Raw genomic sequence first — 23,097 nt, 5'->3', positions numbered from 1 at the left:
TGGGAGCGGGCGGGAGCGGGCTTCCCACCGGACCTGCTGCACGCGCCGCGCGGCGCGCAGGCTCCGCCGGCCGGCCCCGCCACCGATCCCACACCCCTCCTCCCACCCTGCGTCCGCCTGACCGCCCTCACCCCCGACGAGGCCCAGCGGGTCCGTGCCCGGTACGGCATCCCGGAGTATGCCCTGGCCGAGCGTGACGCCCGGCATCCGCTCGCGCTCCGGCTGCTGTCCGAGGTCCGCGCCGCCACTCCGGACGCCCCGGCCGCCGCCGGGCCCGTCGACCGGCACGAGGTGTTCGCGGCCCACCTGGACCTGATGTGTCTGCGCATCGCGGTGCGCCTCGCCGCCGAGAGCGGACTGCGGGGTACGGCCGTACGCCGGCTCGCCGCGCGGGTCGCCGGGCAGGTGCACGAGGCCGCGCGGCGCAGCCTCGGGCCCGGACAGGGCGAGCTGGACCGGGAGTCGTTCGAGGCGGTGTTCCCGTGGGGGCCCGCCCCGGCGCGGCTCGGCGGGGGCACCGGCTGGGCGTCCGCCGTCCTCGCCGAGGGCCTGCTCGTCCCGGCCGGCACCGGCTACCGCTTCGCGCACGAGGAGCTCGCCGACTGGATCCAGGGCATGCACCTCGACCTGGACGAGGCCCTGCACGCCCTGGTCCACCGCCCCCACACGCCCCGGCAGCCGGCCCCCGTCCCCGTCCCGCACCATCGCGTCGGCCCCGTCGTCCAGGCCCTGCTGCTCCTCGCGAGGCAGCACGGCTCCCGCCAACTCGCCGCGCGGCTACGCGACCTGACCGACGCCCTGGATCAGGATCCCGGCTCCTGGTGGGCCGCCCGGCTGATCGCCCGCACGCTCCTGCAGGTCCCTGACGCGACGCCGTACACCGAGGTGCTGCGGCTGCTCGCCGACCGGATCGTGGCCTGGAGCCGGGCGCGGCGGCCCGTACCGGCCGAGTTCGCGCCCGTCTTCTGGACCGAGCTGCCCCTCCCGGACGCCGAACGGCTGGACCTGCTGCGCCGGCTCGTGCTGGCCGACCAGGCGGCCCCGGGGCCCGGCGGACGCCACCTGGACGCCGTGGCCGGGCTGCTCGCCGCCGCACCCGCCGTCGTACAGCCGGAGCTGATCCGCTGGTTCGACGACGAACGGCCCCTGCCCGCGACCCCGCACGCCACCGTCGCGACCGCCGCGCAGGCGCTGCTGCACACCCACCGGCACGGCGCGCCGGACACCCTCACCGACCTCCTGGTGGCGGCCGCCCACCGGCGCGCCGACGAACTGCTCGCCACGCTCGCCGAGGACGAGCCGGCGGCCGTGTGCCGGGCCGTCGACCGCTGGGCGCACGACGAGCGCCCAGCGCGCCGGGCGGCGGCCGTGGCGTTCGGACTGCGCGCGGCCCCGCACGCGCGCACGGAGGCCGACCGCGAGCACGTGCGCCACTGCGCCCTCGCCGTGCTCGCCCGCCCCGCCGACCGCACCCTGCACGGCGGCGCCCTCGCCCTGCTGGTCCACGACCCGCACACCCGGGAGCAGCACCTGGCAGCGGCCCTGCGGCACTTCACCGACGGCGACCCGCACCTCCCGCCCGGCGCCCTGGCCCCCGCCCTCGCCACCCACCCCGAATCGGTCCTGGAGGCGTTCGCCGCCCGCCTGCACGCCCCGGACCCGGCGGAGGCCCTGCACACCCTCGTCGACGCCACGCCCCCGGCCCTCGCCCGCAGGGTCGCCGCCCTCGCCCGGGAGGCCGTACGGCAGCGCCCGGAGACCGCGGGACTCCTCGCCGGCCGGCTCGCCGCCCACCTCGACCGCCGGCTGGAGCAGGGCCCCACCGCCCGCCCCGTCCTGCTGCCGCTCGTCACCGGCCTCCTCGACGACGGCCACGGCCCGGAACCGCTCCGCGCCGCCCTCGCCTCCGTCCTGGCCGCCCCGGGCACCCCCGCCTCCCGCCCGCTGCGCCGCGAGCTGCTGGAGATCCTGCTGGCCCGCGAACAGGAGCCGTCCGTCCTGGACGCCGTCCTGCACGCGGCGGCCGCGCACGGCGAGCGCCGGGAGGAGGAGATCCGCGGGCTCGTCCACCGCACCGGCCTGCTCCTGGTCCGCACCCCCGAGGGCGCCACCCGCTTCGACCGCGGCCTGGTCGACCTGGGCCGGCACGTGCCCGGCTTCGCCACGCTGATGGCCCGCTGGCTCACCGACACCCCGGACGACTGGGCCGCCGTGGTGGGCCCGAGCACCCGCCGCACCCTGGAGAACCTGGCTGGTGTGCGCGTACCGGCGTGACCGGTGCGTGCCAGAGATGCCGTGAACGTGCGCCCGGTCACAGCCCCGACACCGATGCGGGGCGGAGGCACCCGGCATGGCACCCTTAGACCTGCACAAGTCTTGAGAATCAATACGGACACGGGTTCGAGGAGCGGTCACAGTGCAGCGCTGGCGTGGCTTGGAGGACATCCCCCAGGACTGGGGGCGCAGCGTCGTCACCATCGGTTCCTACGACGGCGTCCACCGCGGCCACCAGCTGATCATCAAGCACGCCGTGGACCGCGCCCGCGAGCTGGGCGTGCCGGCCGTCGTCGTCACGTTCGACCCGCACCCCAGCGAGGTCGTCCGCCCCGGCAGCCACCCGCCGCTGCTCGCCCCGCACCACCGCCGGGCCGAACTGATGGCGGAGCTGGGCGTGGACGCGGTCCTCATCCTCCCCTTCACCACCGAGTTCTCGAAGCTGTCGCCCGCCGACTTCGTGGTGAAGGTCCTGGTGGACAAGCTGCACGCCAAGGCGGTCGTGGAGGGCCCGAACTTCCGCTTCGGCCACAAGGCCGCCGGCAACGTCGAGTTCCTCGCCGAGCAGGGCAAGACGTACGACTTCGAGGTCGAGGTCGTCGACCTGTACGTCACCGGTGAGGCGGGCGGCGGCAAGCCGTTCTCCTCGACCCTGACCCGCTGCCTGGTCGCCGAGGGCGACGTCGAGGGTGCCCGCGAGATCCTGGGCCGCCCGCACCGCGTCGAGGGCGTGGTCGTACGCGGCGCCCAGCGGGGGCGGGAGCTCGGCTTCCCCACCGCCAACGTGGAGACCCTGCCTCACACCGCCATCCCCGCCGACGGCGTCTACGCCGGCTTTCTGCACGCGCAGGGCGAGGTCATGCCGGCCGCGATCTCGGTCGGCACGAACCCGCAGTTCGACGGCACCGAGCGCACGGTGGAGGCGTACGCCATCGACCGCGTCGGCCTCGACCTGTACGGCCTGCACGTCGCCGTCGACTTCCTCGCGTACGTGCGCGGCCAGGCGAAGTTCGACTCGCTGGAGGCCCTGCTGGAGCAGATGGCCGCGGATGTGAAGCGGTGCCGGGAGATCGTGGCGGCGGAGGAGTAGCACTCCTCGTAGGACACGAAAGGGCGGCCGGTGCGACGAGCACCGGCCGCCCTTTGCGCTTGTGGCTACTGCTGCGGCTGCTGCTGCCCCTGCGGGGGCTGGGGGTAGCCGTACGGCTGCTGGCCGGGCTGCTGCGGGTACGGCTGCTGCTGTCCCGGAGCCGGGGCCGGAGCCTGCGGCGGGTACGGCTGACCGGGCTGTGCCTGCTGGGGCGGGTAGGGCTGTCCCGGGACCTGCGGCGGGTACGGCTGGCCCGGCATGGGCTGCCCGGGCATCGGCTGGCCGGGAGCCGGCCAGTCCGGCATCGGCTGGCCCGGCATCGGCGGGGCGGCCACCGGCGGCGGGTTCCCGTCGCTGGTCCACAGCCCGTGCGACTGCTGATGGCGTACGAAGTCCTCGGCGACCAGCGCGGCGAGGTTGAAGTACGCCTCGCGCGTCCGGGGCCGCATCATGTCGAGGTCGACCTCGGCGCCGGCGGCCAGATGCTCGTCGAACGGCACGACCACGACCGCGCGGGTCCGCGTCTCGAAGTGCGCCACGATGTCCTCGACCTTGATCATCTTTCCGGTCTCGCGGACTCCGGAGATGACCGTGAGGGACCGGGAGACCAGGTCGGCGTACCCGTGCGCGGACAGCCAGTCCAACGTCGTACTGGCGCTGCTCGCACCGTCCACGGACGGCGTCGAGATGATGATCAACTGGTCGGCGAGGTCGAGCACGCCACGCATGGCGCTGTAGAGCAGACCGGTGCCGGAGTCGGTCAGGATGATCGGGTACTGGCGGCCGAGCACGTCGATCGCGCGCCGGTAGTCCTCGTCGTTGAACGTGGTGGACACGGCCGGGTCGACGTCGTTGGCGATGATTTCGAGCCCGGACGGCGCCTGGGACGTGAACCGGCGGATGTCCATGTACGAGTTCAGATACGGGATCGCCTGGACGAGGTCACGGATGGTGGCCCCGGTCTCGCGCCGCACGCGCCGCCCGAGCGTACCGGCGTCCGGGTTGGCGTCGATCGCGAGGATCTTGTCCTGCCGCTCGGTGGCGAGCGTGGAGCCGAGCGCGGTGGTCGTCGTGGTCTTGCCCACGCCGCCCTTGAGGCTGATGACCGCGATCCGGTAGCAGGACAGCACCGGCGTACGGATCAGCTCCAGCTTGCGCAGCCGCTCGGCCTCCTCCTTCTTGCCGCCGAGCTTGAACCGACTCGACGCCGCCGTGGGTCGCCCGCTCTTCGCCTTCTGCTTCTTGTTGTTGAGCAGCCGGTCGGCGGACAGCTCCACCGCCGCGGTGTAACCGAGCGGCGCCGCACCGGGGTTGGTCGGCTGCCGCTGGTCGTGCTGGATCGGCTGCGGCCACGCGGCACCGGTCCGCGGATCGACCGGCGCCTGCGGGGGCTGAGGAGCCTGCGGTGCCTGCGGTGCCGACGGCACCTGGCCCTGCGGCGGCGGGAAGCCGTAACCACCCGGAACCGTCGGACCGTTGGGGTTCGGCTGCGGTGCGGGCGGCTGGGGGAATCCGTAACCGCCGGGCTGTGCTTGAGTGTTGGCGTTCGGCTGGGCGGTGGGCGGCTGGGGGAATCCGTAACCTCCCGGCTGCGCCTGAGCGTTGGGGTTCGGCTGCGGTGCGGGCGGTTGCGGGAATCCGTGACCTCCCGGCTGCGCCTGGGAGTCGGCGCCCGGCTGCGGTGCGGGCGGCGGGGGGAAGCCGTAACCGCCGCGTGCGGCGGAGCCCTGCGGCTGCGGCAGGGGCTGCGGTCCCGGTGCTGCCAGGGGTGCGGCCGGCTGTCCGGGCTGCGGTGCGTTGGGCTGGCCCGGCTGGCCGGGCTGATTCCAGGCGGCGGGCGCGGGCTGCGGGGCTTGCGGCTGGAACGGCGGCTGCTGACCCGGCAGGGGACCGGGCTGCTGCGGCACGGGCTGGCCGGGCTGCACGGGCCACTGGGCCGCCGGAGCCGGGGCAGCGGGCTGGTAGGAGGGCGGCAGCGGCGGCACGCCCTGCGGTGCGGGCGGCGGCGTCCAAGCGGGCTGCGCGTCCTGGGGGGCCGGGGGAGCAGGCGGCACGGCGTCCTGGGGGGCCGGAGCGGCCGGCGGTACGGCGTCCTGGGGGGCGTCGGCCGGGGCGGCGGTGCTCGACGCCTCGGCGCCCTGGGCGGCGGCGTCCGTGGGCTCCGAGGCGCTGGCGTCGGAGCCATCGGCAGAGCCTTCCGGCCGCGACACGGCGTCCGCTTCCCCGGCCTCGCCCGCGCTCTCGCTCGCGCCCTCGTCCTCGTCCTCGGATGCGGGGCCGGACACATCAGCGGCGTCCTCGGCCTGACGGAGGCTGCTGCCGTCCTCGTCCTCGTCCTGACCCTGCTCCGAATCGTCACCGACCGCGGAGCCGTCCGAAGCGGCGTCCCCGGCCACGGCGTCGTCCCGCGCGGCGGCACCGCTCCCGGCCTCCCCGGCCCCCGAACCCTCGGCGCTCTCCACGCCCTCGGCGGAAGCCTCCGCCTCCGCAGCCGCAGCCGAAGCCGCAGTCGGCTCAGCCTCCGCCGGGCCCTCGGCACCGGTGCTTTCGTCGGCATCCGTACCGCTGGTCTCGACGGCCTCGGCCTCCTTCTTGACGGCCGCGGCGCGCTCGGCGATCTCGGCCATCTCACGCTTCAGCGCCACGGCGGAGAACCGCATGGTGGCCCCGCTCTCCAGATCCCCGTTGCTGGTCTCCGGCTCAGGTACGACGACAGGCGCCGGCGCCGGGACCTCGGGCTGGACCGGCGGCACGGCCGGCTGCTGCTGCGGCTCGAACCCGTGCGGCAACTGCGGCATCGGCACCGGACTCCCCACCGGCGGCGCGGGCTGCACAGGCGGCACCGGCGGCGCGAAGGGCGCCCCCTGCACCGCCCCCTGCACCGGCGCGGGCGGAGGCGGCGGCGGGGCGTACGAGGTGCCCTGCGGCGGCGCGTACGGAGTGCCCTGCGGCGGGGCGTAAGGGGTGCCCTGCGGCGGGGTGCCGACGGGCTGCGGGTGCGGGACGGGAGGCGGCGGAGTCGGCCCGGCAACCGGTGTGTTCGCCGGGAACGGCGGAACCGCGGGCGGGGCCGCAGCACCCGCAGCCCCCGCGTCATCGGAGCCGGCCGGGCTGGTGAATCCGCCCGCGCCCCCCGCGCCGCCTGCCGTGCCGGTGGAGCCGGACGCGTTCTGGGTGTACCAGGCGGGCGGCGCGTAGTCGATGGTGAACTCGCCCGTCATCTCGATGGCGGACTCCGCGTCGGTCTGGTCGTCGTCGGGTGTGTCCCAGCCCCCGCGGATCCCGTCCCGATCGCTGTTCACAGTTCCTCCTGGTGTGGTCGAGCACCCTCATGCCGTGCCGGGGCGACCATGTCGTGTCGTTCCGAGTCGTCCGTAGTCGTTTTCGGGGCAGACCGATCCGCCGGCCCTCCCCCTGGACACCGACGCCCGTTGCACGGGTCCTGCCATCGCGCCCGCTCCCAGCCTAATCACCACGAGCCGTACCTCGGCAGGCCCGCTTGTCTCTCGGCCGGCGCGCACCGGGTGCCGGCGTGCCCCGAAGTACCCCGCCGGCCTTGCGGCTTGCCGGAGGAAACAGGGAACAAACGGCAGACATGTGACGAACAGGAAACGCGAGGATCGCGAACAAAAGGGACGGACAGGGGTAGTTCAGTCCATCCGGCGTGGTGTGCCCAACAATCCGATCTCGGCGTCGGTCGGTTGGGTCAGGACGTACTGCCGGTCACGGTCGGTGCACCACAGAGTGACGCCGTCGGGCAGCGCCGGCAGCGACTCCACCTCGGTGCGCGTGAGCCCCATGGTGCGCCCCAGTTCGGCGGCCTCGTCCGGCGAGACCCGCTGGATGCCGGCGAGCCGCGCCTGCCGCAGCAGCCGGGGCGCGACCGGGCTGAGGTAGGGCAGCAGCGTGAGCACCGACTGCCAGGGCCCGGCCACCACGCGCCCGCGCGGCGGCCGCATACCGCAGTCCCGCACCACCAGGACGGGCGTGCCGGCCGAGGCGCCCTGCGGCGGCACCCGCCCGACGTCGTACACGGACAGGCCGTTCTGCCCGCCGCCCATGGCGTGCACCATCTGCATCCACGCCTGCGGGCGGCCGGTCTCCACCGCGACCCGGGCACCGGTGGCCGCCGAGCGCAGCGCCAGCACCTGGGCCGTCCACAGGCCGCCGATCAGTACGACGTCGTACGGCGTGGGCCGGTTGATGCCCAGGACGGCGGGCTGGCCCTCGGCGTCGACCCCGGCCACCACGCCGTCGTCCCCGATCGGCAGGGCGAGCGCGTCCAGTTGCTGCACCGGCAGTCCGTGCCGGCCGTGCCGGGGGCCGATCAGACCCAGGCCGTGCCGCAGCAGCTCGACCGCCCGGCGCGGACCGGACGCCGCCGTCGCACCGGCGCTCGTGCCGCCCGGCCTCGCGGACATCGTCGGAATCGTCGTCACCGCGCACCTCCGAGGGGCAGCGTGGCCAGCATGCCGGGCAGTTGCTCACGGTCGAGGCGGGTGAGGCCGGCCCCGGACTGCCGGGCCGCGGCCTCCAGGGCGCGCCGCGCCGCCACGAGTTCGTCGTCGCTGCGCCCGGTCACCCGCAGATGCCCGGACAGGGACACCTCCTGCCGCTCCCCGTGCGCGAGGGTGAGACTGAAGGTGGTCGCCAGGGCCGGTATCGCCGTGACCCGGGCGACGAAGTGCGGCAGCGACTCGCTGCTGCCGCCGCCCAGTTGGGGCCAGCGCCGGACCCAGTACGTGGTGTGCCGCCGGTTGTCGCAGCGCCAGCTGCGCCCGGACTCCTCCGTGCGCCGCTCCCGGGTCTCGCTGCGCCCCGCCTCGGCGGTGACCAGCGGGTTGGCGCAGGCCGACGTGGCGAGCGCGGCGACCAGCTCCTCCTCGTCGAGCACCCGAGCCCGGAAACCGGCGCCGGTCAGGCGGCTCGCCAGATGGTCCGCGGCGCGCACGACGCACTTCTGCGCGCCGACAAGCCCGCCGCCCCGCGCCGCCACGGCCTCCGCGCACCTCTCGGGATCGAGCTTCAGCGCGATCCAGGTGATGCGGACGGCCGGGGCGCCCGTCTGCTCCTGCAACGGCAGGTAGTTGGCGACGGCGACGGACTGCTGGGGCAGATGCAGCGCCGGCGCGGGCTGGGTGTGCAGCACGATCTGGGCCGACTCCAGCCGGATCCCGTCCACCTCCAGCGCGTCCCGGACCAGCGCGACCGGCAGCGGCTGCCGGCTGCGCTCGGCCCGCAGCGCGGTCGCGTCGGCCTCCACCTGGAGCACGGCCGTGACGAACGTGCCGTCCCCGACGACGCCGACCGGCCGCCGGTCACGCGCGCCGTAGGAGTAGGTGCGCAGGGCCGGCTCGCACTCCACGGCGGGCACCAGTCCCGGCTCCGTGCCCGGCGGTATCGGGGTGCTCGCCGCCCGCTTCTGACGGGCCCGCAGCTCCCGTGCCGTGGCGAGCCACTCGGGCAGGGAGCGGCCCCGCCGCCGTACGAAGGCCAGCAGGACCAGCACCAGGGCCACGACGGCGGCCGGCACCAGCGCCACCATCCCGATGGCCAGGCCGACGACCAGAGCCGCCGCAGCCAGCTCCACCAGCACGAGCCGTTGCAAACGGAACGCACCGGCCTGGCCCGGCCGGGGCCTGAGGCTGAGCGTGACCGCCTGCCGGTCCGCCCCGCGCCGGTCGGACGCCCCGCGCGGCGGCGTCGCCGCCCCGGCCGCGCGACCTCGTGCCGCCGACCGGCCGCGCGCTCGCGTCCGCGTTCCGGAAGCCATCACTCCATCCCCCCGATTTGCTCACAACTCGCTGGAACCAGGCCGCTCAACAAGGGCCTTGAGGGCCCAGGTACCCTACCCGCTCCACCAGACCCGCTCCGTACCAGGCATAGTAGGGGCCGGGTCCGACTACGGAGGGCGGGGGAGCGTGGTCCCCGGGCGCGCTCCGCGTGAGACACGGGGAGAAACAGGCACAGATGGCATCTCGGCGGGACCAACTCAACGCCTACACCTTCGCGAAGCGCCGCATGCTCGCGTCGTTCGTGCAGTCGTCACCGGAGCCTTCCGACGAGGGGGCGCCGCGGCCGCTGCGCGCCATCCTGCCGGGTGCTGTCGTCGGTGCCGTCGTCCTCGCCGCCTTCGGCGCCTGGGGCATGTTCAAGCCGACGGCTCCGCAGGGCTGGGACACACCGGGACAGAAGGTGATCATCGCCAGCAAGTCCACGACCCGGTACGTCGTGCTGAAGACCGACGGCAAGGTCCAGCTCCACCCCGTCCTCAACATGGCCTCCGCCAAGCTCGTCCTCGACACCCAGGACAACGTGGACATCGTCACCGTCGACGAGTCGATCCTCGACAACGGCAAGATCCCGCACGGCGTCACCATCGGCATCCCCTACGCCCCCGACCGGCTGCCCTCCGACCAGGAGGCCGGCGCGGCGAAGGAATGGGCCGTCTGCGAACGCCCGAGCGGCAGCGGCAGCTCCATCCAGAAGGCCGCGTTCGTCCTCGCCAAGCGCGATCTGAAGCTGACCGAGGGGCCGGAGAAGCTGGGCGGCGGCGAACTCCTCTACGTCACCACCCCGACGGACAAGAAGCAGTACGTGGTCGACGCACAGGGCACGGCGTACCCGGTGGACGCCACCGACCCCCTCCTGGTGGAGACCCTCGTGGGGGCGGACCGTCAGCCGCAGCAGGTGACCAAGGAGTGGATCGCGACCCTGCACCAGGGCGACCCGATCAGCTTCCCGTCGGTTCCCAACGCGGGCGTCCCGGCGAACGCACCCGGCCAGCTGGGGCAGGCCAACAAGGTCGGCATGGTCCTCAGGGCGCCGGTCAACGGACAGGAGCAGTACTTCGTGGTGCTGCCCGGCCGGGTCGCGCCCGTCTCCGACTTCGTCGCCCAGCTCCTGCTGGCCAGCAAGGACCTCGTGAAGCTCGGCCAGGCCGGGCACCCCGAGGAGGTCAGCGCGGGCGCCATCACCCGGGACAAGCCGTTCGCCGCCGACCACAAGTGGCCCACCGAGCGGCCCACCGCGGTCAACGACGCCTCCACCACCGACGGCAGCCGCAACACGGTCTGCACGGTCCTGAACCACGTCGACCCCGACAACGGCGCCACCACCCTGAGCACCTGGGCGGGCAAGGACTTCCCGGCGGCCCTGCCCACCGGCTCCTCCAGCGCGTACGTCACCGCGGGCTCCGGCCAGCTCTACCGCCAGTTCCAGGGCAGCGAGACCGGCGCGGGCTCGGTCTTCCTGGTCACCGACACCGGCCTGCGGTACGCCCTGCAGTCCAATGACGACAGCGCCACCGACGACAAGGGCATCGGCATCACACCCAAGCAGCGCCAGCAGCTCCAGCAGGAGGCCAAGCTGGCGCAGACCCGCCTCGGCTACGCCGGTGTGAACCCGGCCCCCGTCCCCGCGGCCTGGTCGGAGTTCCTGCCCACGGGCCCGCGCCTGTCGACGGCGGCGGCACGCCAGCCGCAGGGATCGTGAGAGGCCGCCCGATGCCCAGCAGCGCCCTGCGCACCCGTACGCCCCTGGCGGCAGCACTCGCCCTCACCGCGACCCTCCTGGCGGCCCCGCCCGCTACGGCGGACGACTCGGGCTCCGACCAGTGCACCTTCTCCAGCACCAACCACAAGTACACCGGCACGCCCTGGGCCCTGCAGCGCGTCAACCTCGACGAACTGTGGAGCCAGTCCAAGGGCAAGGGCGTGAAGGTGGCCGTGATCGACACCGGCGTCGACACGAGCAATCCGCAGCTCACCCACGCGGTGGACGCGTCGCTGGGCGCGAACTACCTCCCCACGAAGGACGACAAGGGCAACAAGCTCGACGTCGGCAAGCCCGACGGCACGACCGACACGGTCGGCCACGGCACCCGCGTGGCCGGCATCATCGCCGCCCGCCCCATGAAGGGCACGGGCTTCGTCGGCCTCGCCCCCGAGGCCACGATCATCCCGATCAAGCAGAACGACGCCGAGGGCCACGGCACGGCGGGCACCCTGGCCACCGCCATTCGCCACGCGATCGGGGTCAAGGCCGACGTCATCAACATCTCGCAGGACACGACGAAGGCCATCTCGGAGGACAACGACCTGCACCGGGCGATCAACGAGGCGCTGACCGCCGGGATCGTCGTGGTCGCCTCGGCGGGCAACGACGGCCTGGGCGGCAACGTCAAGAAGACGTACCCCGCCTCCTACGACGGAGTCCTGGCCGTCGCGGCCTCCGACCGCAACAACGAACGGGCGGCCTTCTCCCAGTCGGGTGATTTCGTCGGAGTCGCCGCCCCCGGCGTCGACATGATCTCGACGGTCCCGAAGGGCGGCCACTGCTCGGACAACGGCACAAGTTTCTCCGCCCCGTACGTGGCCGGTGTGGCCGCCCTGATCAAGGCCAAGCACCGCAACTGGACACCGGGCGAGATCGTGGCCCAGATCGAGCAGACGGCAGAGCGCTCCATCGCCGGCCACGACCGCCTGGTCGGCTGGGGCGTGGTGGACCCGGTCCGCGCGCTGACGGAGGACGACCACCCGATCGAGTCCCCCCACCCCGACTCCGGCCTCACCCAAGTGCAGGCCCCTACCCCCGCCAAACTCACCCTCGGCGAAACCCCGCAGCAACGCACCGCCCGCTACGCCACGTACGTCGCCGTGGGCGCGGCCGTCCTCGTGGCGGGCCTGAGCGGAGGAGCAGTGGCCCTGCGCGACGCCCGCCGCAGGCGTCGTGCGCTGGAAGGCAGGGTGTGAGGACGCTGCCGGTCCTGCTCCTGCCCAGCCCGTCGGGGATGTGGACTTCGTCATCGCCCGAGCGGTGTTGCTCGGTATGGCGGCACTGGGCATCTACTACGGCTTCCAGAGCCTGTCCATGTCCGAGGACGCGCATCGAACACACCGGCAACCGTGCTCCCCGGCACTCCGCGACAAGTCCGGCGACCAGCGTGGAGGGGGAGTGCTGAGCAGTCACTTCCGAGGGGCCCCGCTCGGAAGTTGCCATACCGGCCGTCGTCACATCGCCTTGCACGGCCTCTTTTCTTTCAGTGAAGCCGTATATCCCTGGATCAACTCTTCCATGGCCGATTCATCTGGGCGCGCGGGTTTCAGAACCTTGATGAGGATGCTGATGTCTTCTTCTTCAACGTTGGCTCCCCGACACTTGATCAGTGACACGGCAGCATTATCGGCATACGCGATGGAGTTGCTGTCAGCGGACTTCTGGTCTTGAATCGAGAGTCGGCTGCGCAGGATGTTCCGTGCCGAGTCACCGGCGGTGATGCGTTCTCCGCTGACATCCAGCACGGTGTCTCCATCGACCGTGAGGGTGCACACCTCGGAGCCGTCATCCAGACTTCCGTTCCGTTCGAGAGCAAGACGCTTGCCAGAGGCAAGGAGGAGCCGGGAAAGAGCGTCGACCGGGACGGATACGCCGCACAGTGCCTTCGGGACCGTGAACTCCTGCTTCGGTTTCTCGGAGGAGCAACCGACTGCCGTCAGCACGACAACGCAGAGCGACATGCCGCGGAGGGCGTGAGACGCGTATCTCAATTCTTGCCACTCTCCGATTTCCACCGCTGCCTTGCACCCGTTGGCACACTCCTTGCCGACCTATGTCTCGAAGGCAGTAATGCCGAAGATGTGGGCCAACCTGGCGAGCAGAACCAGTGCGAGTACCACTCCGCCAACGAACGAAAGCCGGCTAGTTCTCAACCAGACCTGCCGACGGCGTTGTGCCTCGCTGCGCCTCTTCGGCCCGCTTGGCGAAAGCATCCGCGAACCGATCAAGGTACGAATCCGTCATGCCGACCTGCGGGCCGGCTTCAGCCATGGACAACATGATGACGCTGCCGACACGCACCTGGATCAATAGCCCCTTTGATCCTTCCACCATCGACCTGGTCGAACCGACCACCGCATCGCTCTGTTCGCCGACCTTGCCGTTCCACAGGGCTCGTGCCTCCGGAACCGTCTGCTTCCAGGACTTCCACACGGTCCCGTACGCCGATTTCGCCGAATCCTCGTCCTGATACGTCTGCACGAGGAAGTAGATGAGCGGCTGCCCTTGCCGAGAGAAGGCCGATGTCCCGGTGTTCTGCACGCCCATACAGGAATTCTGCGCCGCCTGCCCTTCACAGTGGGCAGCCCCCAGTGACCGAGCCTCCTTCAGGGTGTAGGCGACCGGCTCGATCGAGACTTTCCAGCCGGGGAGGGCCTGAGCATGAGGAAGCACCGTCCTGACCTGACTTGGGGTGAAGGGCGCGGGTTCTTTCGCTTGCCCGCCGCATCCGGTAACGAGGGCTGTGGCGGCACATATGGCCGCAGCCGTCCTATGAGCATTCATCGTAGGTTCCGAAACTAGACAGCTCAGCCAAGCTTGGGAGCGCTGTTCGGTAGGGCGTCCGCACCGTCACAGGCCCACAGCTTTCGGGCTTCGAGCCGAAGTGTATCTGCTGCGAGGTTTGCCATTCTCTGGATCGCCGTCCGGGCCGTCGTTTTCTGATACGTGACGTCGACTTCCAGCAGCGACTCGGTACCGCTCTGTTTTGGCGAGCAGTTGGTGAAAAGGTAGACGGTGTCTTCCTTGTGGTACCCCTGTGCCTCACCGAGAACGATCCGAGTAGCACCCGTGGCACTCGCGTTGTGAGCCACGTCCTTCATCGTGTAGCTCTCCCCGGCGTAGAGACTGTGCTTGATCGTCACTGACTCACCCCCGCCGTACACCTTGCACGTTCCGGGTTCTCCCTTGGTGTAAGGCTCCTCTGGATTGAAGACACCGGTATGCCACTGCGAGAATTGCTTGCCCTTCTCCGGCAGCAGAGCTTTCACATCCGTTCCTGGAAGAGCGTCGTCGCACACGCGCGACGGCACCGCGACGGCGGCCTCCTCAGACGGCCACATCTGCCAGGCCACCACTCCAGCTATGGCGAGAGCACTTACAACGGCCAGAGCGATCCACATGGTGAATCGCCTCCGCCTCTTCTCCATGACATTCACGATCGGCTACTTTCCTGCTCTCTGGCGACCCAGACCGTAGGAATTTTCGATCTCACGCTTTGCGGCTGTGGCCTGGCTCTGGGCATTCGCGTCGTCATAGCCGGCTTCCTCGGCGGCCGTGTACGTGGCGTCGTAGATCGCCTGCGCCGAGCTTGCCTGTTGCTGCTCCAGAAAGACGTCCCGGTCTTTCAAGGCTTCTGGGCTGGAATCTCTGGTGAAGTTTTCCACGACAGACGCCTGGATGTCCTCCACGACCCAGCCGGCCACCTCGCCACCCACGGGGATCTTTCCAATACCCATGCCGATGATGCGTCCGGCCCACTTGTCGGCTGTAGCGACGCCTTCGTTGAACTTCGCGTCCTCGGCGATCTTCTCATCAACAACTGCTTGGGTGCGGGACTCCGCCATGATGCCGGCGATCTCACCTCCCGCGTGGACCCGGTTGGCGATCTCCGGAGCCAGCTCCTTGTATTTATCTGCATCATGGAAACCATCATTGACGAGATCGGTGGTCACCGACTCTTGAGAAGTGATAATGGCCCCGTAAGCATCCGGATCCTTCCCGACCGCGCCCAGGAAATTCTTGAGCGTGCCCGGGGAAAGCCCCTCAGGATTGGTCTCCACGTCGAGGTTTCCAAGGTGAGCGCTGGGTCCATGGGTTCCCACCACCGTGCCCCCGTCGCCCATGAACGCGCCTTGCACATCCCGCATGTAGTCGGCGGTGATGTTTCCCAGGCTGTCACGCAAGGGTGAATCGTCCAGGTCCTCGGGCTTGCCGCCGTAACGTTCGACGAGCTTGTGGAAGATGTCGGCCGCCTCCTTGGAATGCGGAGGTGACACGGCGTCGCTCCCATAGGGCAGGCCGGTGGTTGCGGCCTCCAGAGCATGGCCGAGGGCGTCAGGGCCGTAGCCCATGACCGTCTTGGCCTTGTCCTCGTCGGCAAGGACGTTCGCGCTGTTCGTATCCATCGTCCACTCGAAGTTCTTGTCAGTGAGCAGGTCGAGGTACGAGTCGAAGCCTGGTTTGCCGTCCTTCTTAATCGTGCCGTCCTCGTTGTACGCGGTCGGCGGCTGGCTGAAGAACTTCTCTGCGGCCTCCGGGCTGTGTCCCAGGGCCTCCAGGACGCTGTTGAGTGGTTCGTTTCCGCTGCCGAGCTGGCCCGAGGGGTTGAAACCGTAGGTGTCCGGGCTTCCTGTCGGCTTGTTCGACAGGAAGAAATACGGGTCCTTTCTGTGGAGCTGCGTGATGTGCTCTGCGATGGGATTGAGAAACCGTGAGTCGTAGTTGCCGTAGCGCAGCAGGCCCCCCAGCACCTGGTAGCCGTACGGCTTGTTCCACTGTCCCTTCTCCCAGCCGATCTGCTGGGTGCCGAGGCGCCGGAACTCGGCGCCCCAGCTGGGGTCCAGATGGTTCCTGTGGTCCGGGTCCGTGGCGTTGGCCAGCGTGTACCCCATGACCCTCTGCAGGTCCTGTACGGCGTTGAGCCGGGTCTTGGTCGCGTCGCCGCCGGTTCCGTCGATCGACATCTCCGCGTAGAACTGCAGCGCCTTCTCCGGGCCGCCGAGGCCCTGGTAGAACTCGGTGGCGAACTCGCCGTCCTTCTCGGCGGAGTTGTACCGCAACAGCTCATTGAGCTCGCGCAGCTCGGCGTCGGACATCTTCTTGCCCTTGTGCGCCAGCTCCAGGGCGTGCTCGACCTCGGCGTCGTTCAGGGACTCGTACCTGCTGTGGCCGGCGTTGTTCGGGTCGTTGCCGTGGCTCTTCGCCAGCGCCCGGGCGACCGAGGCGTCGATCTCGGCGGCGTGAGCGAGGATTCCGTTGATCCGGTCCTCCAACGCCTGCCTCTGGTCGAGCTGTTCCTGAGTGCGCTCGTCGCTGTCACCGCGGATGTGCGGGAAGAAGCAGCGGACCCTTCCCTCGCCGATGTCCTCGACTCGGACACCGAGATTCGAGGCGTCCACCTGGACGGCGGTCTTGATCTGCTTCTGCAGTGACTCAAGCTCGGTGTGCCCGTCCTCAAGCACCCGGTAGATGCTGTTGGCCTCAATGTGGAGGTCCGAGACCTCCTTGGCGGTCTTGGCCACGAACTCACGCGTCACCGTCGCGTTCACGCCGGCCCACCGCGCCGAGTCCGACTTGGCCTGCATCCCCGTACGGGCACTCTCCGCCGACTTCTTCAGACCGTCGACGGCCTTCTTCCAGTCCGACACAGCAGTGGCGAGCTTGCCGAGATCGACCTCGACGAGGTCGGTGAAGCTGAACGTCATCGCGGGTGCCCCTACTTGAAGTAGTGGTTGAGTTGTGACACCGACACGGCTGAGCCGTCACGCCCACGGAGCACGGCACCGATCTTGGCGTCTTCCTCGGAGTGCAGCTTCTGGGTGTAGTCCAGGTGGTCGGAGATGTGTGCGCATGCCTGCAACACGGACTTCACCTGCGAGGTCCACATCTCCACGGTGGTCTCCAGCGCGCCGCCGGTCTGGAACCCGTGCGACTTCAACGTGGCCGCGGCCTGCATCGTCGAGCCGGTCGCCCCGCTGCCCGCTCCGGCGGCGGCGATGTCGGCCTGACTCTTCACGTCGTCGTAAAGGACGTTGGCCTCGTGCCCGACGGCGCCCAGGTCGTCCTGGTGAACGACCAGGTCGCCGCCCCCTCCACCGCCGTCGGCCGCAGCCAGCTGATTGAGCCGCATATGAGGCGATTTACCTTCGGCTGCCCGAGCCTTGAGCTGCTCCCACTCGTCCCATGCCACGGAAGGGCTCCCTCCCCCGCGCGAAAACTCCGATGCCGGGTCAAGTTAGCAACCCTTGCCAAGGAAAGACTTGGCCATGTCCGCTATCTATGGATTGTCGCTTGTGAAGATTCACGGCGGGCGTGTGCGGCGCGGCAGGCTTGGCGCCCGGTGCGCGGCCTTGACCTGCAACGACTGGGGCCTCGCGGCGACTTCCGCAGTCATGGCCACCCATCGTCGGTCGAACTGTTCGGCAACCTGGGGATCGCTCGCCCTATGAGTTGCTCTTGTGGTGGCAAAAATCGTGCCTCGATGGCGCATGAGCGTCGAGCTGTTGGCTGGATGTGAAGCTTCTGCGCAGAAGCGGAGGCTCCCCTGTCGCGTTTGACCGTCATGTCGGTCTTGGGTGCTCAGGAGTCGGTCACTTCGGGACACCATTGCAACTGAACCGTCGCAGAGTTCAGTTGGCCGCGATTTGCACAGTGACTACAGTGGTCAGCGATGGATCCGGGGGTCGGGGCGGTGCCCGGACCGTCGGTGGCTGTACCAACGGGGAAACGGGGAAGGGGTCGCGGTGAGTGACGGTGGCGGCTCGGGCATGAGGCGCGGCATCGACGCGCTGAAGGAGTTCCAGGGCAAGATCAATGACGCACTGGAAGAATTTGAGCGTGGTCACGGCGGCCCGTCCAAGATCGCGCAGCACTCGCTCGATCGTTCCTCGTTCGGCGGCTCGCATGCCAAGTTCGGTGAGGCTGACGATCTGCACAAGGCGTACGGGACCGTGCACGAGCGCCTTCACAACCTTTCCAGGACTTTGGGTCTGCACATCCAGGCTCTGCAGCTGGCAACGCAGTCGGCCGACGCCACGTACGACGGGACCGAGGAAGAGGTCTGGCGTCGCTTCTGGCAGATCAGGGGGCAGATCGACGCGGAGTACCAGCAGGCAGTCAAGGAGGCCGGTACCGCTCACAAGCCGGGGTCGGGACACAACGACAAGCCGGTGACACCGCCCCCGGCGCGCAGCAGCAACAAGACGATGGGGACGGGCCTCTCGTGAGCGACGACTGGAAGCAGCAGCCGAAGTACAAGCCCGATGTGCAGCAGGTCGACAAGGAGATCGACAAGCAGGTCGCCCCTGTCACGACCGCGCAGGACCTGCTGGCGAACATGCCGTTTTTCGGCGGTGTCCGGGTCAACTTGCTCGGCGAGACGAACTTCGAGAACCACCGCCTCAACGACATGATCGACCTGGTCGAGCATGGCAACCCCGAACACCTGGAGATGACCGGCAAGGCTCTGTGGGACGCCGGCGCTGCCATCCGTAAGGCCGCGACGGAGTTGAATCTGCACCTCACGGTCGACTGGAAGGGTGAGGGAGCCCAGAGCTTCCGTACGTGGACCGGGCTGCTCGTCAAGTACACCCAAGACCTTGCGGGTTACGCCGACGAGGCTGCGACGCACATTTCGGTGGCCGCGACAGGCCTGGCTTCCGCGCGCATCTCCATGCCGCCCAGGGACACCCGGCCGGCAGACCAGCAGAAGCTGCCCACCGAACTACCCAAGGCCAAGCAGGTCGACAGCAACCCGGACTACGCGGCCGCGGTGAAGGTCGAGCAGCACCGGCAAGAGGCCATCAATCAGATGAACCGGTTGGCCTCGTACTACAAGGTTTCGGCGGCGGACCTGAACAAGCAGAAGGAGCCGGATCCGCTGGAGCCGATTCCGAATGTCGGAGTGCCGCAGCCGCAGGGTGTCTCCGACGGCGGCCATCGAGACTATGGTTCCGCGTCATCGACACCGACGGCAACGGTTCGAGGTGTTGCTGGCGGAGGTCACCACTCGACAGTTGAACCGAATGGAACGAGTGCTGGAGGGCATGTCGGTCCTGTCAGGGAGGTGCGCGACCCGGCCGCGAGCCCCAGCCGCGATATCGGTACGCATATCGACACGGTCGGTACGCTGCCTCCCGCCCCTGCACCGCACGACACGCCGACGCCGACGCTTCCTACGACGAGCGGCGGTGGAGGGCCTACACCTCCGCCGTTCACTGGCCCGACGACGCCTCCCATCGGGCCGGCCGTCGGGCGTGCCACCAACTATGGCCAAGCATCCCGACTGCCTCTGTCCGCGCAGGGTCGTACGGGTCCCTCAGGTTCCGCAAGCGGCCGGGTTCCGCAAGGTTCTGGACGAGTGGCCGAGGGGCCTGAGGAGCAGCCTGGCCGTGCCACCGCAGGCGGCCGAGTGCCGCAGGGGCCATTGGGGCAGGCTGCCCGTGCCGCGGGCCGCGCGACTCCGGCCGGCCAGCCAGGTGTGAGGGGCGGTACGACGCAGGCGGGGCGGTCACCGCTTGGGCGCGGCGTGACCGGTGGCACCCCGAGACCGGTCAATGCACCGACCGAACGTATGGGAGCCAGCGGACCCGCGCGCAATGGAGTTGTGGGGGGCAAGCCGGTCACCGAACGTTCGATCAGCTCCGGCTCCACCTCGCGTATGCCGCGCGGTACGGTCATCGGTGCCGAGGAACCGGGCTCCTCCACGCCAGTGAAGGGCGCCCTTGGTCAACGAGGGGTCGTGGGAGCGCCCGCTGCCAAGGCGGAACGCGCTACAGCGCAGGAGGTCCTGCGCTCTGCAGGCAGCCCTAACGGCGCGATCGGCGCACCTCGCAACTCTGCCTCGCCCCCCAAGGGCTCCGGGCCCAGCAATGGTGGCTCGGGGCTCGGAAGGGGCGCGGTCGGCGACCGATCGGCATCGGACGGTGGGGCCGGTCGGGCTGGTCAGGCGACCGAGAAGAAGCAGCGCCGCGCGTCCGAGAAGCAGCGACGCGACGCGTCACAGAACAGCGACTGAACTCGAACGAGGACGTACACGGGCATGAAGCCAGCAACCCACCGGCGGAGCATGAGAACTGCCGTCCTGACGAGGCGTAATGCGGGGCGTTTCTCTGCCCTGTGTGCGGCACTGGGCACGTTGGCCATCACGTCGGCGACGCTTGCTCCAGGAGCGGCTGCCGTGGACGTTCAGTCGAAGGAGTGGTACCTGGACGCGATGAGCGCCCAGGATATGTGGAAGATCAGCACCGGCAAGGGGGTGAAGGTAGCCGTGATTGACAGCGGGGTCAATCCAACGACTTCATCTCTCAAGGGTCAGGTGCTTGTCGATGAGGTCCCCAAGTCCGTGGCATATCACGTCACCCAGGACTACACGGGCCACGGCACTTCCATGGCCGAGATCATCGCTGGCACCGGCGCGGGCGGTGGCATCAAAGGCCTGGCTCCAGGGGCGAAGATCATTCCTTTTCGCGTCGCCCTGTCTGGGCTGAAGGGCGCGCAGGAAGTGAGCAACACGCCCGATAATGCTGCAGCGATACGGGCAGCCGCGGACAGTGACGCGAAGATCATCAACATGTCCTTCGGTGGTCCGTACGCCGATGACGAAACCAAAGCCGCAATGAAGTACGCGGCGTCCAAAGGCAAGTTGTTGTTCGCAGCCATCGGTAACAATGGAGACAAGGGAAACGCGCCTGACTATCCGGCTAGTTATCCCTATGCCATTGGTGTAGCCGCTCTCGACAAGTCCGGAACGGTGGGTAAATTTTCCACGCACGGGGACTACGTGGATCTCGCGGCTCCGGGACTGGGTATCCCCTCGTGGTGCGACAGCACGTTCACCAAGTATTGCGACAGTTGGGGCACAAGCCCCGCCTCCGCCATCGCCTCCGCGTCCGCCGCCCTGATCTGGTCCGCTCACCCGAACTGGACGGGCAACCAGGTCCTGCGGACCATCATCGACACCGCCGGCCGTTCCTGGCCGGAGGACAAGCCCAGCACATATCTGGGCTACGGCGGTGTCCGCCCTCGGCGCGTGCTCATCAACAAGGACATCAACCCAGGGCCGGCCAACGTCGACCCCCTTGCCGACGAGAACGGCACCCCTGCCACCCCCGCGCCCTCGGCCACAGCCACCTCCGGCAAGTCGTCGAAGGACTCCGGCTCCGCCAGTGGCCCCACCTCCGCCGCAGCAAAAGACTCAAACTCCGGCAGCAACACGACCACCTGGGTGATCGTCGGCGCCGTAGCAGCCGTACTAGTCATCGGAGGCGCCGGTTTCGCCGTGCTGCGTGCGCGTCGTAACGCCTGAGCGGTCTCCCTTATACCTGCTCATTCGCCGAGTGAGCAGCAGTCCGCTTGCCATAAGTGCTGATGCCTGACTCAGCGCCTGGCAAGGTCAGTTCACAGAGAGAAAGGCCATCGACATGGCTTCAGGGCGTCAGAAGGTAAGTGACAAGGACATTCTCGCCCTCGAAAAGGAGCTGGCGCATCGCTTCGAGGGCATCAAGGGTCAGCTCAAGCAGCTGCAGGGGATCATCGACAGCATGGAAGGGCACTGGAAGGGCATCGGTGCCGGCGCGTTCAACGCCAAGCAGACCGAGATCAACGAGCGCATGGTCCGGATCGGCAACATCCTCGCCAAGTTCATCGAGGCCATGAGCCAGACCCGGAAGATCAAGGACGGCACCGAAGACGAGGTCCGTTCGCAGGTCCAGAGCATCGACGTCAACTACGGCGGCTCGCACTCGGCCCTGTCCAGCTACTGATCCCCGCCAGGTCACCACTTCTCACCAACGGAGCAATCATGGCAAACAACAGCGGCGAGCTTGAGGTAACTTACGGCAGCCTCGACGACACGGCGACCCAGCTCGCCAACCACGCGCGGCAGCTTGAGGAGAGCCTCGAAGCCATCAAGCAGAAGGTCGCCGGCGTTGCGAGCATGTGGGAGGGCGAGGCCCACACCGCGTACACCGAGCATCAGGCCGCCTGGGACCGCGAGGCCCAGGGCATCCACGAGGCCCTGCAGCAGATCGGCAAGGTCGTGCACGCGGCCGGCGGCGACTACCAGGGCGGCGACCGGAAGGCCGCCGGCTACTTCATGTAAGACCCTGCGCGCAGTGCATGCAGCTGACATGCACTGCCCAACGGGCAGGACGCAGCAGCGGGGTGGGCACGCACGGGAGGTGCCCACCCCCTGTCTTGCCCGGTGCGATGATGAACGACGAGTCGGGACGAGGAATGCACGGCACAGGTGGGGCGGCAGGCATTGCCGGCGGTGAGAAACCGGGCAGAGCCGCCAAGCCGCGGCGCCGGGTGGGCCCGTACACCCTGATCACCGCGCTGGACGATCCCCACACCAAGGTCCCCGTCCCCGAGCGGCGCTACATCGCCCGCACCTCCGACGGACAGCACACCGTACTCCTCTCCCTCCCGCAGCCCGGCCGCGATCCTCAGAGCTTCTTGGCGGAGGCCGAAGCCTCTCGTTATCTCCTCGGTCCCTGCGCCGTCCCGGCCACCGCAATCGCCGGTCCGGGCGAGCCCGCCTGGTACGCCGTGCCGTACATCCCCGTCCTGCCTCTTCCCACCGCCCTCGCCGTACACGGCGGCCCGCTGCCCGAGCATTCCGTACGTGCGCTGGGCGCGGCCCTCGCCGAGACGCTGGTCGTCCTCCACGGGCAGGGGCTGACCTTCGCCGGTGTGTCACCGGCGGCCGTACTCCTCGCCGCGGACGGGCCCAGGCTCTCCTGCTACGGTGCGGTGCGCGCGGCTGCGCCGGACGGTACGGAGCGTTCCGGGCTGCCGGGGCTGGAGGCGGGAAGTCTGCCGCCGGAGCAGGCGTCCGGCGGGTGTCCGCGGCCCCTCGGGGATGTGTACGCCCTCGGGGCTACGCTCGCCTACGCCGCCACCGGCTACACGATGCCGGAGCGGGAAGAGATCCCGGCCGCGCTCCGTGCGCTCATCGGCCGGTGCCTGTCGCGTGATCCCGGAGTTCGGCCTCAACTCGCTGGAATCATCGCCAAGTTGGGGTCAGGTGCCGTCTCGGCCGGGGCACCCGGCCGGCTTCCCGGCCGGGTGATTGCCGCCCTCGCCCATCAGTCGGCTGCCGTCCTCACCGCAGAGATCCCCGTCGAGGGGCCGCCGACATCGCCCCCACTCCCAGTACCCCACCCGAACTGACG

At 69.7% G+C, this 23,097-nt stretch carries 17 protein-coding genes and 1 pseudogene; 10 read left to right on the top strand and 8 right to left on the bottom strand.

Features of this window, described 5'->3' with window-relative positions; genetic code table 11:
* Together LE548_RS36435 and LE548_RS36430 are read left to right on the top strand one after the other, a co-directional pair.
* Positions 1–2,274: pseudogene (locus tag LE548_RS36435) on the top strand (hypothetical protein); the annotation flags it as partial.
* Between the two features lie 142 nt (positions 2,275–2,416).
* A complete protein-coding gene (locus LE548_RS36430; protein WP_225101312.1) occupies positions 2,417–3,364 on the top strand; it encodes a bifunctional riboflavin kinase/FAD synthetase in 948 nt (315 codons plus the stop codon).
* A gap of 65 nt (positions 3,365–3,429) precedes the next feature.
* Here LE548_RS36430 and LE548_RS36425 read toward each other — a convergent pair whose 3' ends face one another.
* The 3 genes from LE548_RS36425 to eccE all read right to left on the bottom strand — a co-directional run bounded on the left by LE548_RS36425 (position 3,430) and on the right by eccE (position 9,137).
* Positions 3,430–6,666, bottom strand: a complete 3,237-nt coding sequence (locus tag LE548_RS36425; protein ID WP_225101311.1) for an SCO5717 family growth-regulating ATPase — start codon at positions 6,664–6,666, stop codon at positions 3,430–3,432.
* A 348-nt stretch (positions 6,667–7,014) separates the two neighbouring features.
* Positions 7,015–7,785, bottom strand: coding sequence for a hypothetical protein (locus LE548_RS36420; protein WP_225101310.1), 771 nt, complete (start codon positions 7,783–7,785; stop codon positions 7,015–7,017).
* 14 nt (positions 7,786–7,799) lie between these two features.
* On the bottom strand, positions 7,800–9,137 hold the full coding sequence (eccE, locus tag LE548_RS36415) for a type VII secretion protein EccE (protein ID WP_225101309.1): 1,338 nt from the start codon (positions 9,135–9,137) through the stop codon (positions 7,800–7,802).
* Between the two features lie 197 nt (positions 9,138–9,334).
* Here eccE and eccB point away from each other — a divergent pair, with 197 nt between their 5' ends.
* Positions 9,335–10,858, top strand: a complete 1,524-nt coding sequence (gene eccB, locus LE548_RS36410) for a type VII secretion protein EccB (protein ID WP_225101308.1) — start codon at positions 9,335–9,337, stop codon at positions 10,856–10,858.
* 11 nt (positions 10,859–10,869) lie between these two features.
* Positions 10,870–12,117 (top strand): type VII secretion-associated serine protease mycosin, encoded by a 1,248-nt coding sequence (gene mycP, locus LE548_RS36405; RefSeq protein WP_225101307.1) that lies wholly within the window; start codon positions 10,870–10,872, stop codon positions 12,115–12,117.
* A gap of 258 nt (positions 12,118–12,375) precedes the next feature.
* On the opposite strand, the gene LE548_RS36400 is transcribed toward mycP, so the two are convergent.
* From LE548_RS36400 to LE548_RS36380, 5 genes are all read right to left on the bottom strand, one after another.
* Entirely contained in the window at positions 12,376–12,936 is a 561-nt protein-coding gene (locus LE548_RS36400) for a hypothetical protein (RefSeq protein WP_225101306.1), read from the bottom strand.
* A gap of 127 nt (positions 12,937–13,063) precedes the next feature.
* A complete protein-coding gene (locus tag LE548_RS36395) occupies positions 13,064–13,468 on the bottom strand; it encodes a hypothetical protein (RefSeq protein WP_225101305.1) in 405 nt (134 codons plus the stop codon).
* Between the two features lie 260 nt (positions 13,469–13,728).
* Complete coding sequence (locus tag LE548_RS36390; protein ID WP_225101304.1) at positions 13,729–14,349, bottom strand: hypothetical protein; 621 nt, start codon at positions 14,347–14,349, stop codon at positions 13,729–13,731.
* 15 nt (positions 14,350–14,364) lie between these two features.
* Positions 14,365–16,626: a DUF6571 family protein gene (locus LE548_RS36385; RefSeq protein ID WP_225101303.1), complete on the bottom strand. Its 2,262-nt coding sequence runs from the start codon at positions 16,624–16,626 to the stop codon at positions 14,365–14,367.
* A gap of 11 nt (positions 16,627–16,637) precedes the next feature.
* Entirely contained in the window at positions 16,638–17,051 is a 414-nt protein-coding gene (locus LE548_RS36380; protein WP_225101302.1) for a hypothetical protein, read from the bottom strand.
* Between the two features lie 613 nt (positions 17,052–17,664).
* Between LE548_RS36380 and LE548_RS36375 the strand changes: the two genes are divergently transcribed.
* The 6 genes from LE548_RS36375 (at position 17,665) to LE548_RS36350 (ending at position 23,095) form a co-directional block, all read left to right on the top strand.
* Positions 17,665–18,147, top strand: coding sequence for a hypothetical protein (locus LE548_RS36375; protein WP_225101301.1), 483 nt, complete (start codon positions 17,665–17,667; stop codon positions 18,145–18,147).
* Positions 18,144–19,937 (top strand): hypothetical protein, encoded by a 1,794-nt coding sequence (locus tag LE548_RS36370; protein WP_225101300.1) that lies wholly within the window; start codon positions 18,144–18,146, stop codon positions 19,935–19,937. Before LE548_RS36375 ends, LE548_RS36370 begins: the two co-directional genes overlap by 4 nt.
* 198 nt (positions 19,938–20,135) lie before the next feature.
* A complete protein-coding gene (locus LE548_RS36365) occupies positions 20,136–21,227 on the top strand; it encodes a S8 family serine peptidase (RefSeq protein ID WP_225101351.1) in 1,092 nt (363 codons plus the stop codon).
* 115 nt (positions 21,228–21,342) lie between these two features.
* On the top strand, positions 21,343–21,684 hold the full coding sequence (locus tag LE548_RS36360) for a WXG100 family type VII secretion target (protein ID WP_225101299.1): 342 nt from the start codon (positions 21,343–21,345) through the stop codon (positions 21,682–21,684).
* 38 nt (positions 21,685–21,722) lie between these two features.
* Positions 21,723–22,022, top strand: coding sequence for a WXG100 family type VII secretion target (locus tag LE548_RS36355; RefSeq protein WP_263636988.1), 300 nt, complete (start codon positions 21,723–21,725; stop codon positions 22,020–22,022).
* A gap of 134 nt (positions 22,023–22,156) precedes the next feature.
* Positions 22,157–23,095, top strand: coding sequence for a serine/threonine protein kinase (locus LE548_RS36350; protein WP_225101298.1), 939 nt, complete (start codon positions 22,157–22,159; stop codon positions 23,093–23,095).
* The last annotated feature ends 2 nt before the right edge of the window (positions 23,096–23,097 follow it).

The organism is Streptomyces sp. CoH27, assembly GCF_020181035.1.
In the GTDB taxonomy this organism is placed as follows: Bacteria; Actinomycetota; Actinomycetes; order Streptomycetales; family Streptomycetaceae; genus Streptomyces; species Streptomyces camelliae.
Note: the sequence above shows the minus strand (reverse complement) of the source record. Positions and strands in the feature narration are given on the sequence as shown.